The organism is Calditrichota bacterium (assembly GCA_016867835.1).
GTDB lineage: Bacteria > Electryoneota > AABM5-125-24 > Hatepunaeales > Hatepunaeaceae > VGIQ01.
Genome location: VGIQ01000059.1, coordinates 1 through 16,684 on the forward strand (window position 1 = coordinate 1; position 16,684 = coordinate 16,684).

Here is a 16,684-nt window from a genome sequence, read left to right on the forward strand (position 1 = left end):
AACCCTGTGCGTCTGTCCCGTGCCGGTGGCGTCCGACCCACCGGCTATTTTGAGGCTTCCCCAATGCTAAATCCCCATTCGATCCGCGCCGATTTCCCGATCTTCGCCGCGCGCGAAAGGTCGGGCGAACCCTTTATCTACCTCGACAACGCCGCCACCACCCAGAAACCGCAGGCTGTCATCGACGCGCTCTGCGACTACTACGGAACCACCAACGCCAACGTCCATCGCAGCCCGCACCGGATCGGGATGGAAGCGACCGAGAGGTTTGAGGGTGCCCGGGTGACGGTGTCGCGCTTTCTGAATGCCACCGAGCCGGCTGAACTTATCTTCACCCGCGGCACAACCGAGGCGATCAACCTCGCTGCCGGACTGCTTGCCGGTCAAGTTATTGGCGAAGGCGACGTCATCCTTTGCACCCCCTCCGAGCATCACTCGAACCTCATCCCGTGGCAGATGGCAGCGCAGCGTATCGGCGCGCGGCTGGAGTTTGTTACGTTGCAGAAAGAAGGCCGGTTCGACCTCGACGAGATTGCCGCACAGTGGCATCCTCAAACGAAGGTCTTTGCTTTCCAGCATGCTTCGAACGTCCTCGGGACGATTCACCCTGTCGCCGACCTCTGCCGGATGGCTCGCGAACGTGGAGCCGTAACGGTCGTCGATGGAGCCCAGGCTGCACCGCATCTAAAGGTTGACGTCCAGGAATTGGGCTGCGACTTTTACGCGATGTCGGCGCATAAGATTTGCGGGCCGACAGGGATCGGAGCGCTTTATGGCCGGCGCGAGTGGCTCGACCGTCTCAATCCGATTTGGGGTGGCGGCGAGATGATCCTCAAGGTGTCGCTCACCTCGGCTACTTATAACGAGATACCATTCAAGTTTGAGCCCGGCACTCCCAACATCGCCGGTGCGGTTGGTTTCGGAGCCGCGATTGAGTACATGGAAGGCATTGGGATGGGAAACGTCGCTGCCTATCTCGATGATCTTGCAGCCTATGCTTATGATCTTATTAAAGATATCGACGGCGTGACGGTTTTTGGACCGCGCGAGGGACGGACCGGAGCGATCTCGTTTTGGGTAGAGGGAGTCCATCCCCACGATATTGCGTCGTTTCTCGACGCTGACGGCATCTCGGTCCGTGCCGGTCATCACTGCGCGCAGCCTTTGATGCAGTGGCTCGATCTCCCTGCGACGGCGCGCGCCAGTTTCTACATTTACAACACCCGTGATGAAGCCGATGAGCTTGCCCGGTCGATCGTCAAGACGCGAAAGGTGATGGGAATTGTCGCTTGAAGACCTCTTCGGGGAGATCCTCCTCGACCACGCAAAGCATCCGCGGCATTATGGCAGGATCGAAGACGCCGAGATTTCGGTCGAAGGCGCAAATCCACTCTGCGGTGATGAAATCGAACTCTTTGCCAAGACTCGCGACGGCGTCATCGAAGCGATAGGCTTCACGGGCCGGGCCTGCTCGATCTGCACGGCCTCGACGTCCATATTCTGCGAGAGCGCTCGAGGCGGCCGGTTTACCGACCTTGACGGAATGAAGGAGCGGTTTTACAAGATGTTGCACGGGGACACTGTGACCGGCGAAGAGGAGCATCAGTTGGGCGATGCTTTAGCCCTTAAGGGGGTCGCCAAACTACCGGCGAGAGTCAAGTGCGCGACGCTGGTCTATGAAACCTGGTCGGTAATGAAACGAAGGCTGCTGGGGGAAAGTGCTGCACCGGTGAGGGCATCGAGCGAGAAAATAAGCCGGGTCTGACTCATTTAGTTAGACATAATCACGCCCGAAAATCAGTTTGGTGATCGGTTCGCCAGTAGGTCAATCCAAGAACTCGATCTTGATGCCATAATCTGCAATGCGTGACAACAGGGATGAAGCCGGCAGATCCCGCTCCTGCCGCAGGAGACCTCGCGCGGTAGTCGTCCCGTCAACAAGACTTCTCAGCACCTCTGCCGCAGGAAAGCCGGTCGTCCTCATCATCGAGGTGAGCCCTGTCTTAGGATCGGTATAATCAACCAGCCGCGCTTCGCGCCTGACTGGATTGCCGTCCTGCAGTCCTGTAACCCAAATCTTCACCGCCGTCATGTCGGCGTCGCACCAGCCGATCTTTGCCTCAAGCAACCTTCCCATTAGTTCCCGCGGTGCAACGGATGCCTTACCTACGGTCAGCGGATCGGGAGCAAACAGCCCCAAGTCCTTCAAGAGTTTGATCTTACGCAAGTGACCCGGATAGCGAAGGGTCTTGTAGTCGAGCGCCTTGACTCGTCCGGCGAAGGTCTCGACCATCGTCGAACTTCCGCCTGAAGTGTGGAACGCTTCAAGAGTTCCGACCGGCGGCCCGAACCAAACTCGTTCCCATCCGGTAAGCGATTCGACCGATCTCGCCTCACCCTCTTCAATTACCTGTGCCGGTTCGTAGTATTCGTTTGCCAGACCCTCGGGCGAAAAGAGCAACTGATACTGCAGCGGTCCCTTAGGGTCCTGTGCAAGTCCGCCGACCCGGATATGAATCTCGTCGATCGCGTCAAATTCTGCGACGAGCCTTCCCACAATGATGTTGACCAAACCCGGTGCCAGGCCGCAATCGGGCACGACTCCGACACCGGCGGATCGGGCCGCATCGTCAAGGCGCATCTGGCGCTTGACAACGTCTGGGTTACCCCCCAGATCGACCCAATGAGCACCCTGCTCGATGGCAGCAACTGCTCCTTGCTCATGATACCGGTACGAAGCCGCACCGACGGCACCTGCCGCTCCGTTCATAAACCGCGCGAGAAGCGTGGCATCTCCGGCATCGCCCTCGACGAGAGTCAGGTGTGGGTAGTTTAGGAAGGACTGGAGTCTCTTCAGCGCTGCTGGATCGCGGTCGAGCAAGATAAGCGGGACTCCCGGCAACGCATCGATTAGATACCTTCCTATGGCGCGAGCCATCCCCCCCGCGCCGACAATCAGGATCGGTTTCAATTCACTTTCGCCACTTTAAAACCACTCCACCCAACGGCGGGAGCGTTAAGAGCAACGAGTCGGGCCGCCCGTGGAAAGGCTCACCAGTTGTATAGACCGCGCCGAGATTGCCCTGTCCCGAGCCGTAGTAGTAACTGCTGTCGCTGTTAAGGAGTTCGCTCCACTGCCCGCTATAAGGCACACCAACCCGATAGTCGTGCCTTAAGATCGGTGTCCAATTGAGAACGACGATTATACATTCGCGCCACTCGTGCGCCCAGCGAATGAACGAAATGGACGAACTATCCGCGTCGTTGCAGTCGATCCACTCGAATCCTGCCGGATCGGCGTCCCATTCGTATAGCGCCGGTTCGGCCCGGTAGATGCGATTCAGGTCGGCGACCAACTTCCAGATGCCATCGTGCGACGGGTACTGGAGCAGGTGCCAGTCGAGACTCGTCTCATGGTTCCACTCGCTCCAGGGAGCGATCTCACTCCCCATGAAGAGCAGTTTCTTACCGGGTTGGGTGTAAAGCGCAGTCAGGAGCAGCCTCAGGTTGGCAAACTTCTGCCAGAGGTCGCCCGGCATTTTGGCAAGCAGTGAGCCTTTCCCGTGCACCACTTCGTCGTGCGAGAGCGGCAGGATGAAGTTCTCATGGAAGGCATAGAGCATCCGGAAGGTCAAGGCGTTGTGATGGAATCGGCGGTGGATCGGGTCTCTTGTCGCGTAGTCGAGGATGTCGTGCATCCAGCCCATATCCCACTTGTAGCCAAAGCCGAGCCCGCCGACGTAGTTGGGGCGCGACACCATCGGCCAGGAGGTCGATTCTTCGGCGATCGTCTGAACGTCGGGGTATTCGGCGTAGATTTCGGCATTTAGACGTCTCAGGAAGTCGATCGCCTCAAGGTTCTCCCGACCCCCAAACGGGTTTGGCTCCCATTCACCGCTTTTGCGAGAGTAATCGAGATAAAGCATCGAGGCGACTGCATCGACCCGAAGGCCGTCGATATGAAACCGGTCGATCCAGTGCAGGGCGCTCGATATCAGGAAGCCGCGCACCTCGTTGCGGCCATAGTTAAAGATCGCGCTGTCCCAGTCCGGGTGAATGCCCTTGCGAGCGTCCGCATGCTCATAGAGGTGTGTTCCGTCAAACCTGTAGAGGCCATGTCCGTCCGCCGGAAAGTGCGACGGCACCCAGTCGAGGATCACCCCAATTCCTGCCTGATGAAGTCGGTCGATCAAGTGCATCAAATCTTCGGGGGTCCCGTAGCGGCTGGATGGAGCGTAGTAGCCGGTAGTCTGGTAGCCCCACGAGCCGTAAAACGGGTGCTCCGAGAGCGGCAGAAACTCAACGTGGGTGAAGCCAAGCGCTACTAAATACTCGGGCAGCCAACTGGCAGCTTCAAGAAAAGTAAGGGATCTATTGGATTCTTCAGGCACCCGTCTCCACGAACCGAAGTGAAGTTCGTAAATCGCTACTGGAGCGGCAAGTTGCGCCCGCCTGCCGCGCTCTTTCATCCACCCGGAATCTTTCCAGGTATAGTTCGACTCCCAAACTACCGATCCTGTCTTAGGAGGCGTTTCGTGATGTATGGCGCAGGGATCGGCCTTCTCAATCTGTTCGCCGGTGTGTCGGGAGCGGATGCCATACTTGTAAATCATACCCTGAACAATGCCCGGTATGAATCCTTCCCAGATGCCGGACTGTCCGTGAGGGAAGAGGGGGTGGCTGTCCCGGCTCCAGTAGTTGAAATCACCCATCACCGCGACGGCGTCGGCGTCGGGAGCCCAGACGGCAAACCGGCAGCCCGGGAGACCATCGACCGAGGTCAGGTGCGAACCTAACTTCTCACCGAGACGGTAGTGCGTTCCCTCATTAAACAGGTAGAGGTCATGGTCGGTCAGAGAGAAACGGGGATGGCTCTTTCCAATTTCGGGTCTCGACGATGCAGGAGTTGCCGGCGATTTTGTCCTGGCTTGTCTGGTCGTCCGAACTCCGGTCGAGCCGACCGCTGCCGCTTGGTCTGAATTCATATGACTTTCCTTGAGGGAGCGTGACTTGACAATCCGGTTTAGTAGTGAAGAGATATCCTCTGAAGCAATGATATCGTCCAGGCTCGATCTGCAGAGCCTGGACCAATTTCGGGGATCGACGGTCCCGGGCCGGTTTTGCAACTCGGTTTCACCGAGTAGGTCTTCGAGGTTCATGAGTACCAGTCCGGCATCCGACTTCGCGAGGAAATCCAGATGGTCTTCAAGATCAACAATATCTTTGCCCTGCCCCGAAGATGTCGCTTCGTCTCCATTGAGTATTGCCTTGGCAACTTCACGCTTGCCGGCGGCGAACGGCGGCATATCATGGGTGTTGAGTGAAGCAACCGCTTCCGCCGGTACCGGCCGGTATCCTGATGACGACAGTGGATCGGCCTCAAAAGGCATCACATAGAGCCTCCGTATGCCGTGCCGGTCCATATCGTGCCGCACCTCATCGGGGACGGTTCCAAGGTCTTCACCGACAATCTCAGCGCCGCACAGACTTGCTTCAAGGAGATGGACTGCCAGTAGATCATTAGCCGGGTAAGTGAGATAGACACCTTGCGATGCCGGCATTCCATCGGGAATAGTAAAGAGCCTGTGAAGCCCCATCACGTGATCGATCCGTAGCATTTTGCCAACAGCGAAATGATGGGCGAGATAGCGTCGCAGATAGCGGTAGTTATCGGCGCGCATGGCGTATGGCGATGGGGGAGGAAACGCCCAATCCTGGCCGGACGCTGCCAGCGGATCGGGCGGGGCGCCAACCGAAAGTCCTTGCAGGAATAGCGATGGATAACGCCAGGTGTCGAAGCCGTCGGGATGGACGCCGACCGGAAGGTCGAGCATCAGCGTAATGCCGCGTCGCCCGGCTTGATCCGAAACCTCGCGCATTTGCCCGTCCATTCGGAATTGAGCGTACAGGTGATGGCGGACGAGTGGATCAAGCAAGTCGGCTGTTGTGCCACCTGCACTACTCCTTGAGGTCTGTTCCTTCGTTCTCTCTGCGCGAAACCGGGCATAGGCGGGAGCGTCGGGATAACGTGAGAGGAAGTCTGCCCAATCCTTACTCAGTTCTCCACCGGAGGAAAAGAACCGGTCGGCCAGCATCTGGACGACCGGCCGCTTTAGTTCGAGGATTCGGTCGTAGTCGAGATACTGTCCGTTGTTTGTGGCAACTGGAGAGGACGCAAATGCAATCGCCTCAGAGGACTTGCCGGCAGTGCTCCACTCGGGCGTCCGGCGGGGATCGAGATACAGTTCATTCCAAAACAACCGGCTTAATGGCCGGTAAGGACTTGGATCGTAGGGAAGACGGTCGTCGAGTGTCAGCAGCGGTAACGTTGCCAGAACTGTCAGCCCCGACCGGTCACACAGGTCTATAAGTGGGACGAGAGCGCTTAGATCGGCAATGGCGTGAGATTCAGCGGAGTGTAAGGCGTAGAGCGGCGCGAATAGACCGGTGCGGCGACCTCCGAAGTTCCGGGTGTGTCGTTCCGGTGCGACGATTAGGAGGAATTCGGACTCGCCCTTACCCCACTTGATGCGGGCTTTGTAGTAACCGGGCGAAAGCGTCATTGGTTCCGGTAGATGCAGATCCCACCCGTCGGGTGAGTCGGGAATCGCCGTTGGCTTTAGCGGCACCGCCGGGGCAACTGCGTCGCCGGATTCTGTGGTCAGTGTCAACTGAGGCATTGACCTGGCCGGCGCCTTTGCCCGGTGCATCGTCAATCGTGATAGTGAACCATTCCAGACGACCTTTGATGCCGGTTCGACAAAATCAGGAGTGATCTTGAGTAGCGCTTCGCTTTCATCGGGCTTTTCGATTTCGACCCCGAGAGCCTGCAGAACTTTGATCAGTGCATCTGGCGCTGCGTGATGGAGAGCCCCGCCCAGGTCATGGTATGAGGTCAGGATGCCATAACGCTCCGCCATCCGGTAAAGGGGTGAAGCAGGATCCAACCGATCTTTACCCGTCCTGCTCATTCGACCGCATCGATCAACCCCAAGAGCCCGGCAAGAGGAATATCGACCCAGTCCGACCGGGTCGAGAGTTCGTAGCCGATCTCATAGATCGCGCGCTCCATAAGCAGAACGTCGAGGAGCAATTCGAGTTCCACATCATCGGGGGGAAGAAAGCCGCCCGGCGTGGCGGCTTTAAGGTATTCGCCGAGGAATGCGGAGCTCACCGATGCTTCCCAGAACCGGCCCCATTCTCTCGCGAGGCGGTGTCCTTCTTCGCCGGTCCGAATAATACCCGCCATGGTCCGTCGTCGGGCAATCTCCCAAGCATAGTGGAACGACCGCAGCATACCGGCGACGTCCTTGAGCGGCGATCTCTTAATCCGCCGTTCGCCGATCGAGCGCATCGGCTCGCCTTCGAAGTCGATTACAATGAAGTCGTTCCCCCGGCAAAGCAACTGACCCAGATGATAGTCGCCATGTATCCGAATGCGAGACGCCCGTATGCGCAGATGGCGCAGTGCCTTGAAGCGGTCGGCGATCAGCGGTTCGTAGTCGAGTGTCCGTTCAGCCAACTTGCGCGAATAAGGGGGGAGATCGTCGAGTCGGCTGCGCAAGGTCAGGAAGACCTGGTTGGTGAGCGCCAGCATCCCATGCGCCAGCGACCGCTGGTAGAGTTCTCCAAACGACTCGGGCACAAAGGAAGGGGTTCCGGACTCTGAAGCAAGTGCCAGGTGAAGTTCCGCTGTCCGAAGGCCGATCATCCGCGCCGATTCGAGGTAGGGTCCAACCAATTCGATTGCTTCGGCACCGGGTCCGTTTCGAGCCACCTTTAAGCGATCGGTGGTCGATAAGTTTGGACAACTGCGGCCCTCGGCCAGAACTTGCTCGTAAAACAGCGCAACACGGTCAATGGTGAAATGTGCGGCATCGCCCTGATTGGGAATGTATTCAAGAAGCACCCCAAGTGTTGCCGGGGCTTCACCTACTGCAGCGTATTCGATCCGTCCGAAGAGCCGCGGGGTGTTGGCATAGAGCCGCCGGGTGGTCAGAAAGGTGCCGATCTCGAGTTCCGGGTTGGCACCGTTCTCGACCCGACGAAAGAGTTTTAACACCGCCGTCTCGCCATAAGCCAAGGACGAGTTGGACTGTTCGCTCTTCATTAGGCGTCCAGTCGGCAGGGTGTCGTCGATGGAGAGCAGGGCTCGAATGCGCCGCTCCGGGGTGCACTCGATTCGACCGATACCGCCGTCGAAGTTGCGATGTTGCCGAATCGACTCGAGCATCACGGCTGCGAAATCTGAATCTACTACGGCATCGAAGAGCAGACCCGACGATTCGTCCATGCGCCTATCCGAGTGGATGCGACAAATGACCCGTTCCGGATCGGGAGTTGCCGCCGACGAAAAACCTATCGGGACTTGATAAAGTTCCGGCTCGCCTTCGGTATATTCGACTCTAATGAGGAGGAACTGCCACTGGGCGCCGGCTTCGAGGGGCACGGCATCAGCCAGCCGCACACGTTGAATCACCTTGCTCTTACCGGCGAACCAGCGTTGCTGTCCCAGCCAGCCGGCCAGAATGACCTCGAGCGCCTCACGCGACCGCCCGATCAGGACTTTGCTCCAGTGACCTTCGACAGCTATCCCGGGCAACTCGTGAATCTCCGGTACGGGTGGCGTTTCGACCCGGATGCGGGGGCGCTGCAAGTCAAACCAGTAAAACGAATGGGGCCCCATGGTGATGAAATAAGGCGCCTCTTCGATAACCGGAAATCGCGTTTGACCGAAGAGTTCGACCGGCGCGGCGCCGCGATACTCTGAGAGGTCGAGTTTTGCCGGTTGGACATATCTCGATAGGTTTGCCATCACCAGCATCGCTTCGCCGCCATAACGCCGCACAAAGGCGAGCACTTTGCGGTTGTCAGGATGGAGGAATTCGAGGTCGCCGAGCCCAAAGACGCGGTGCTTCTTGCGCAGAGCGATAAGCCGTTTCATCCACCACAAGAGAGAGTGGAGGTTGGAACTCTGCGTCTCGACGTTGACGGTTTCATAGTTATAGGCGGGGTCGATGATGACCGGCAGGAAGAGTTGTTGAGGGTTGGCGCGGCTGAAACCGGCGTTGCGGTCGCCCGACCACTGCATTGGCGTCCGGACGCCGTTGCGATCGCCGAGATAGATATTGTCCCCCATCCCAATTTCATCGCCGTAGTAAATGATCGGCGTTCCGGGAAGACTGAACAGGAGGCCGTTCATCAGTTCGATCTTACGGCGGTTATTGCCTAATAGCGGCGCCAGGCGGCGCCTGATACCGAGATTGATCCGCGCCTGAGGGTCAGAGGCATAGACCCGATACATATAGTCCCGCTCTTCGTCGGTTACCATTTCGAGGGTTAACTCGTCATGATTGCGCAGGAAGAGCGCCCACTGGCAGGCTGCCGGAATGACGGGTGTCTGCTCGAGGATTTCAATTATGGGGAAGCGGTCTTCCATCCTCACCGCCATAAAGAGGCGGGGCATCAGCGGGAAGTGAAACGCCATCTGGCATTCGTCGCCTATACCAAAGTAGGCAATGGCGTCGTCGGGCCACTGGTTGGCTTCCGCGAGCAGCATCCGGCCGGGAAACTTCTCATCGACATGTCGCCTTAGGACACGGAGGAAGTTGTGCGTTTCGGGAAGATTCTCGCAGTTGGTGCCTTCCCGTTCGTATAGATAGGGAACGGCATCGAGCCGCAAGCCATCCACACCCATTTCAAGCCAATGGTCGAGGATCCCAAAGAGTTCACGCCGGACGGCGAGGCTCTCGAAGTTCAGGTCGGGCTGATGATGATAGAACCGGTGCCAATAGTATTGCCCGGCTACCGGGTCCCAGGTCCAGTTCGATTGTTCGAAATCCTTAAAGATGATTCGCGTTTCACGGTAGCGGTCGGGAGTATCGCTCCAGACATAGTAGTCCCGATACCGACTTCCAATGGGCGAGCGGCGGGCGCGCTGGAACCAGGGATGCTGATCCGAAGTGTGGTTGAGCACCAGTTCGGTAATAACCCGCAAACCGCGTCGGTGAGCCTCCTTTAGGAATAACTTGACATCTCGAAGCGTCCCATAGTTGGGATGGATGCGGGTATAGTCGGCGATGTCGTAGCCGTCATCCCGCAGCGGCGACGGGTAGAAGGGTAGCAGCCAGATCGCCGTGATGCCGAGATCTGAGAGATAGTCGAGTTTCTTCGTCAGACCGCGAAAGTCGCCGATTCCATCGCCGCTTGAGTCGGCAAATGAGCGGACATGCGCCTCGTAGATGATCGCCTCTTTATACCACTCGGAGCCGGACATAAGTAAGGTAGATAATGATTGTGATAGTGGTGATGATGAATGGGATTCCGGGATGAGCGCGAGAATTCTCTATCGCCGGACCCTAAGGATATGCGCCGGGAGGTGATGGGGGTTCAATTCGATGTAGTTGCGCGCACCGCGCCAGGACCAAACCGATCCTGTCAGGAGGTCTTCGACTTCGAAGGCTTCATCCCAACCGATGCCGAACCGGTCAAGTGGCAGATCGACCCAGCCGATCTGGGTATTATAAGGATCGAGATTGACCGCGACGAGGATTATATTCGAGGCATCGGCGGTCCGTTTGCTGTAAAAAAGCAAGAGTGGATTGTCTATAGGATGGAGCATCAAGCCGCCTCCGGCCGACCAGTCGCTCTGCAGAGCCGGGTTTTCGCGGCGGATGCGGTTGATCTGCGTAATGAGCGGCGCTAACGACTCAGGATCTTCGAGGTTCCACTGCTTGATCTCATACTTCTCGCTCTCCCAGTATTCCTCGCTTCCCGGCTCTCTCGGTTTGGCGAGCGTTAACTCAAAAGCCGGCCCATATATGCCGTAGTTGGCGGCAGCCGTCGCCGCCAGCACGAGCCGGACGATGAATGCCGGACGTCCCCCGGTTTGGAGATATTCGTGCAGGATGTCAGGGGTGTTGGGCCAGAAATTGGGTCGGAAATACTCCCGGTGAGGCCCGTTCATCACCTCGCTCAGGTAACTCTCCAGTTCCCACTTGTCGTTGCGCCAGGTGAAGTAGGTGTAGGATTGGGTGAATCCGACCTTGGCGAGCCTTCGCATTGCTGCCGGACGGGTGAAAGCCTCCGAGAGGAAAATCAAATCGGGACGTGCCACCTTCAAATCGGAAAGCAGCCACTCCCAGAAAGCAAACGGCTTGGTGTGAGGATTGTCCACCCGGAATACGCGCACCCCCTGGTCGATCCAGTGCTCGAAGATTGACCGCATCTCGAGCCAGAGCGACTGGCGCGCCTGGCAGTCGAAGTCGAACGGGTAAATGTCCTGATACTTCTTGGGGGGATTCTCGGCATACTGAAGCGTCCCGTCGGGGCGCCTGCGAAACCACTCCGGGTGCTCAACTACATAGGGATGATCGGGGGAGCACTGCAGGGCGATGTCAAGGGCGATCTCGATGCCGTAGGACTCGCGGGCTATCTTCACAAGACGCTTGAAATCGTCCAGTGTGCCCAGTTCGGGATGAACCGCCTTATGCCCGCCTTCCCCGGCTCCAATACCCCATGGGCTTCCTGGCTCGCCGGGTTCAGCCTTGAGCGCGTTGTTGCGCCCTTTGCGATGCGTCGCACCTATGGGATGCAAAGGAGCGAAGTAGAGGATATCGAAGCCCATATTGGCAACATAGGGCAGGCGAAGGATAATGTCGTCGAAGGTACCGTGCCGACCCGATTCGAAAGCCCAGGAGCGGGGGAACATCTCATACCAGGCGCTGAAGCGCGCGAGAGGATCGTTCACCTCGACAGGAAAGGCTTTCGGCGTGCGGGTAATGGTATCGGGATCGGGATACTCTCGCGCCAGCGGCGCGGCCAGACGTCCGATGCGTAGTGCCCGCTGGAATGACTTTGCCCCCGACAGTCCACCTGGGCGCATCAACTCGTCAGACGCTCTGGTGAGCCGCCCGGCGATGCGTTTGGGAGCGCGCCCGGCAGTTTCGCGCAAGATGAGAGTGCCGATTTCCAGATCGACGTTATCGGCCGAACCACCTTCGATGCGTTTCTGAAACTGCGCCAGCCATCCACTGAAGTGGTCGATCCAGCCTTCGATGGCATAGTGATAACGACCTGGCCCACCCAGGGTGAACTCGCCGCGAAAGCGATCGTTTCCAAGCACCTCAAGACAAGGCGCGGTGAGCACCTTGCCCTTTTCGTCGGTCAGGACGATCCGGCCGGCGACGGGGTCGTGGCCGTCGGCGAGAATATCCGCTTCGACGACAACGACCTCACCGGCAGTTCGCTTGATTGGAAAACGTCCCCCATCGACAGCCGGGGAGACGTTCTCGATCACCACCCGTTGACCGGATCCGATTTCGGATCTGTCGCTCATTTTGCATCCTTACTCATAGGCGCAATATCAAACTAATAGCGGGATTCGGGGAAGTCAAGGAGTATTCTGTGAGGAGTTTACCGGATGAAGTGTGCCAATTCCGAGTTCCGTAGGCTCCTTCATGCGAGCCTTCTACAAACTGACATCGCATGGAAACCCCTTGCTCACTCAAAATAAGTTGCCTAAATTGTATGATTGCAGGAAAGTGTGTTTTGACTTGCCATCGCTTCGTACGGATACGACGTATCAATCTGAACAGCATCCAGCCGGAACCAACTTCGGGTAGATCAATGATCACGAGGGCTAACATTTACAAGTATCTTGCTTTGGTAACGCTCCTCTCGGGGGGGAGCGTCCTGACTGCTGCGGAAGCAGTCCACCTCGACCACCTCGTCAAAGTAGAACACGCCGGCAATGCGGCGCTTTCACTCGAATACGACCTCAGTGTCCTCACGCCAACCGTGTTTGTGCGTGAAGGCGAACGCTACGCCAACTACCTTGTGCCCGGCGAAGGGATGACCTTTGACCAGGGGATGCCGCTCCTGCCGGCAATCAGCCGTTTCGTTGTGGTCCCTCCTGAAGCCGGCCTTGAGTTCATCGTCGATCCGGGAGAATCGCGGACCTTGATCCCCGATCTGCCGCTGGCACTCTGCGAAGACTCGGTCCAGGCGGTCGATGCCCGCTTGCAAAGGCAGCGGCTCTATCCTGCAACCTATGCTGAAATGAGCGAGCCGGTCGTGTTGCGCGGCGTTCGGATGGTCAAGGTGACGACTTACCCGTTGCAGTGGGATCAACAAGCCCGCCAATTGATCTATCGACCTCGCATTTCGACTGAAGTGCGCTTCACCAACGACGCCCCGGTTAATCCGGTCGAACACCGCATCACCCATTACCGCAGTCCATGGTTTAGGCAGGCCATCTCGGACTTCGTCGCCAACCCGGAGGATGCCTTCCGGGACGACTCACCTGAGCCGCGTCCCTATGTGGGGCATTATCTGGTCGCCATACGCGAGGAGTGCCTTGCCTTCGCCCGAGTGCGTGAGTGGATCGAATTCCGTCGCAAGTGCGGCTATCTAATGGAGATTCTTCCCATTAGCAGCCAAAACTCATCGTTCAGCAGCACTCGCAACCTGATTCAGCAGCGCTACACCGCCTGGGCACAGCGCGGCATAGATCCCTTCGAAATGGTGCTCATCTATGGGGATTGGGATACCTACGACCGCGGTAATCAGGACCGGCAATACATCATCTCACCCGACGTCGGCGAGACGATCTGGGGTGGACCGAACCACTCCGACTATCGCTACGCCTGCCTCGATGGCAACGACATACTGCTCGATGTAGGACTGGCGCGAATGCCGGCCGGAACCGAGAGCGTCACCAACCTGGTATTGGGAAGGACCCTTGCTTATGAAGCCAACCCGCGGATGCAGAACCCAGAGTGGTTTCGGCGCGGGGTTGTTTATTCCCAGCATTGGGGCAACAGCGAGACCAGTGCCTGGCATGTTACCATACATACCAACGTTCGATGGGGCGAGGAGGTTCTGAAGCGGCTCGGATTCAATTACGTCCGGTTCTATGAGAACTACCAGTGGGATCAGGCGGGCAACTCCATCGGGCCGGTGCTGGCCGAGGAGTATAACCGGGGCTGCAATGTCTTCATTGGCCGGGCTGAGAACTATTATTGGGGCAGCAACTTCCAGGGCATCCAGAACAATACCGTCTTTCCGATCGATATCGTCTATAGTGGTCACGGCGAGTGGACATTGCAGGTTATGTTCCGCACGTTACCGGGAGGCAACAACCTCTATGGTCCAGCCGCCCGCACCTGTGGATGGGGCTGGCCGTCAACCGCACCGATGAGTTTCCTCTGGGCCAAGCATGTCAACAACGTCCTGCAGCACGACCTGCCCTTCGGCATCGGCTATTCGATGGCGCTGAACTATGTTGACCGCGTCTTCCCCAACTTCCGCGTAGGCGAACAGGTCGGACGGGGACAAAACCTCTACAACCACATCCGCACCGACACCGATTGCTGGGGCGATCCGGGGATTCAACCCTGGATTGGCGTTCCCCGGGTCGTTACGATGGAAGTTCCGCAGGAGGTGGCGCCGGGGACGAAGTTGATCGAGTGCCGTGTGTTTAGCGAAAACGAGCCCTTTGCCGGTGCCGAGGTAACGCTTTACGCCCCGGGCCCGATGCCGGCGCTCAACCAGCCGGTGCCCTACGGCAACTACAACCGGCATTGGTGGAAGACGCTGAAGTCCGATGAGGAAGGCTACGTTCGCTTTGTCCTGACCGACCGCGACACGCTTCACACTCAGACGCAACTCTTCATGACTGCGGCCGGTCGCAACATCAAGCCATTCTTTGGAGCGGCTAATATCGTTGTGCCGCCGGCAGCGGTGATCGTCCGTAGTTCGACAATCTCAGAGGTCGATGGCAACGGTGACGATGTGCCGAGTCCTGGAGACTGGTGCGAAATCGCTATTGAAGCCCGCAACAGCGGTAACCGGAATGCCCTTGAAGGGGTAAGTGCGACGCTAACGAGCCTCTCCCCTTGGATCACTCTCGAAGAAGATGCAGACATCTGGTTTGGGGATATTGGCGCCGGACAGAACGCCGACGGCAACCGGACCGTGCGCTTTGCAATTGCGCCCGACTGTCCCGATGCTGGCAGCCGTCCGTCGCTAAGGCCGGCTATCGAGGTCGCATTCACCAGCGGCGAAAGCCGTTTCCGGGCAGCGATTCCAATTGACGTCGCAGGCCCGAACTGGGAGATTGCATCGGTCGTCGGAGGTGCGATAATACCCGACACCGTCTATGCGCTTCAGTTCAACATCCGCAACAAGGGCTCAGCGGTAGCACCTCCTGCAAGGGTGCGCATTCGCAGCCTTGGTATGGGCATTTCAGTGATCGGCGAGGAGACCTCTATAGCCGAGATCGCACCGGGTGAAGCAGGTCAACTTGAGGCGCCTTTTACCGTGAGCGGCAATCGCCTGGTAGTGCCGGGATCCAAGACCGGAATTCGACTCATCTTCACAACCGAATCCGGCAATGTCGACAGCGCCGATTACACCTTACAGGTTGCGCGTCCCCGGGCCAATGCGCCGATGGGTCCGGACAAGTATGGTTACATCTGTTTCGACGATACCGACACCGCCTGGGCGATGTCACCGCAATACGACTGGATTGAGATAGCAGATCCTCAGAATCGGGTATTCAACGGAACGCAACTCAACTTCACAGGTCAGTCGCCGGAGAACGTCGGTGAGGCGCGAGTCATTCCGCTTGGCTTCCGAACCCAGTTCTACGGCACAATCTATGACAGTATCACGGTAGTTACCAACGGTATCATTTGCCCCGGCTCCCAGCCGAGGATCGCCAACTTCCAGAGTTGGCCGATGGACTACGCTATCGCAGCCGGTGCCGGGACGATCGCGCCGTTTTGGACTCCCTTGCGGTTGGGCAACAATTTCGCCGGATCGGGTATCTGGGTGCACCACGACACCACCAATGCCCGGTTCATCGTCCAGTTCCAGCGGATGCGCCTTGCCAACGGTCAGACCGAGGTTACGTTTCAGGTCATCCTCTACGACCGCGCCACCTGGATCACCGAGTCGGGCGATCAAAACATCCTCTTCCAATACAGGCAGATATCGAATCCCGAGAATATCCGCCAGAACGATCAAATTTGGGAGAACGGCATTCCCTATGCATCGGTAGGAATATCGAGTCCCGATGGAAGGACTGGATTGCGCTATACCTTCAAAGGTGAGTATGATGTAACCTCTGCGACGCTCGCCAATCGGAGGGCTATCCTCTATTCGACCAGCCCGCGCTTCAGATCGGGTATCCTCTATGGCTGGGTGCGCGACGCCGCTACCGGGAACGGCATTCCGGAAGCAATCATCAACACCGAGCATGGCTTTGTTGCCTATACTGATGAAGAAGGTTACTGGCGGATCGGCGAAGCCCTCGCCGAAGTCCCCTTCGACATTGCCGCCCGGAAGTTAGGTTACAACGACTCGTCCTACACCGACCTCTCGGTGCCGGAAGGCGACAGCATTGAGATCAACTTCGAGCTGTTGCATCCGGAGTTTCATCCCTCGGTCGATGACCTCTGGTGGCGGCTCGATCCGAACCAGGAGCACCAGATACCGTTCAGCCTCTTCAATGGCGGTAACGGACCGCTCACCTGGACTGCCGAAAAGCGGCTTCTCGGCGACGCCAATGCTGCGCCCTGGGAGTTTCGCCGTTCCTACGATGTTGGCGCCCGCACCCGCGACGACCGCATCGAAGGCGTCGTCTTTGCCCAGGAGAAGTTCTACTGCGCCGGCGCCAGCA

General features: G+C 58.0%; 7 protein-coding genes. 3 read left to right on the forward strand and 4 right to left on the reverse strand.

What is annotated here, in order from left to right:
- The first annotated feature begins 63 nt into the window (after positions 1 to 63).
- The gene (sufS, locus tag FJY67_07380) at positions 64 to 1,293 is read left to right on the forward strand and encodes a SufS family cysteine desulfurase (protein ID MBM3329277.1); all 1,230 of its coding nucleotides are present in this window, start codon (positions 64 to 66) and stop codon (positions 1,291 to 1,293) included.
- Positions 1,283 to 1,765: an SUF system NifU family Fe-S cluster assembly protein gene (locus tag FJY67_07385; GenBank protein MBM3329278.1), complete on the forward strand. Its 483-nt coding sequence runs from the start codon at positions 1,283 to 1,285 to the stop codon at positions 1,763 to 1,765. Before sufS ends, FJY67_07385 begins: the two co-directional genes overlap by 11 nt.
- Positions 1,766 to 1,825: 60 nt before the next feature.
- Here FJY67_07385 and FJY67_07390 read toward each other — a convergent pair whose 3' ends face one another.
- The 4 genes from FJY67_07390 to FJY67_07405 all read right to left on the reverse strand — a co-directional run bounded on the left by FJY67_07390 (position 1,826) and on the right by FJY67_07405 (position 12,337).
- A complete protein-coding gene (locus tag FJY67_07390) occupies positions 1,826 to 2,971 on the reverse strand; it encodes a hypothetical protein (protein ID MBM3329279.1) in 1,146 nt (381 codons plus the stop codon).
- A 1-nt stretch (position 2,972) separates the two neighbouring features.
- Positions 2,973 to 6,971: a 1,4-alpha-glucan branching protein GlgB gene (gene glgB, locus FJY67_07395; GenBank protein ID MBM3329280.1), complete on the reverse strand. Its 3,999-nt coding sequence runs from the start codon at positions 6,969 to 6,971 to the stop codon at positions 2,973 to 2,975.
- Positions 6,968 to 10,276 (reverse strand): maltose alpha-D-glucosyltransferase, encoded by a 3,309-nt coding sequence (gene treS, locus FJY67_07400; GenBank protein MBM3329281.1) that lies wholly within the window; start codon positions 10,274 to 10,276, stop codon positions 6,968 to 6,970. Before treS ends, glgB begins: the two co-directional genes overlap by 4 nt.
- A 69-nt stretch (positions 10,277 to 10,345) precedes the next feature.
- Positions 10,346 to 12,337, reverse strand: coding sequence for an alpha-1,4-glucan--maltose-1-phosphate maltosyltransferase (locus tag FJY67_07405; protein ID MBM3329282.1), 1,992 nt, complete (start codon positions 12,335 to 12,337; stop codon positions 10,346 to 10,348).
- Positions 12,338 to 12,486: 149 nt separating this feature from the next.
- Between FJY67_07405 and FJY67_07410 the strand changes: the two genes are divergently transcribed.
- The coding region (locus FJY67_07410) for a hypothetical protein (protein MBM3329283.1) at positions 12,487 to 16,684 on the forward strand (4,198 nt) is incomplete at its 3' end.

Bases quoted from the DNA above. Each gene is read 5' to 3' on its own strand.
- sufS (MBM3329277.1), top strand. From the start codon at position 64: ATGCTAAATCCCCATTCGATCCGCGCCGATTTCCCGATCTTCGCCGCG.
- FJY67_07405 (MBM3329282.1), bottom strand. From the start codon at position 12,337: ATGAGCGACAGATCCGAAATCGGATCCGGTCAACGGGTGGTGATCGAG.
- treS (MBM3329281.1), bottom strand. From the start codon at position 10,276: ATGTCCGGCTCCGAGTGGTATAAAGAGGCGATCATCTACGAGGCGCAT.
- glgB (MBM3329280.1), bottom strand. From the start codon at position 6,971: ATGAGCAGGACGGGTAAAGATCGGTTGGATCCTGCTTCACCCCTTTAC.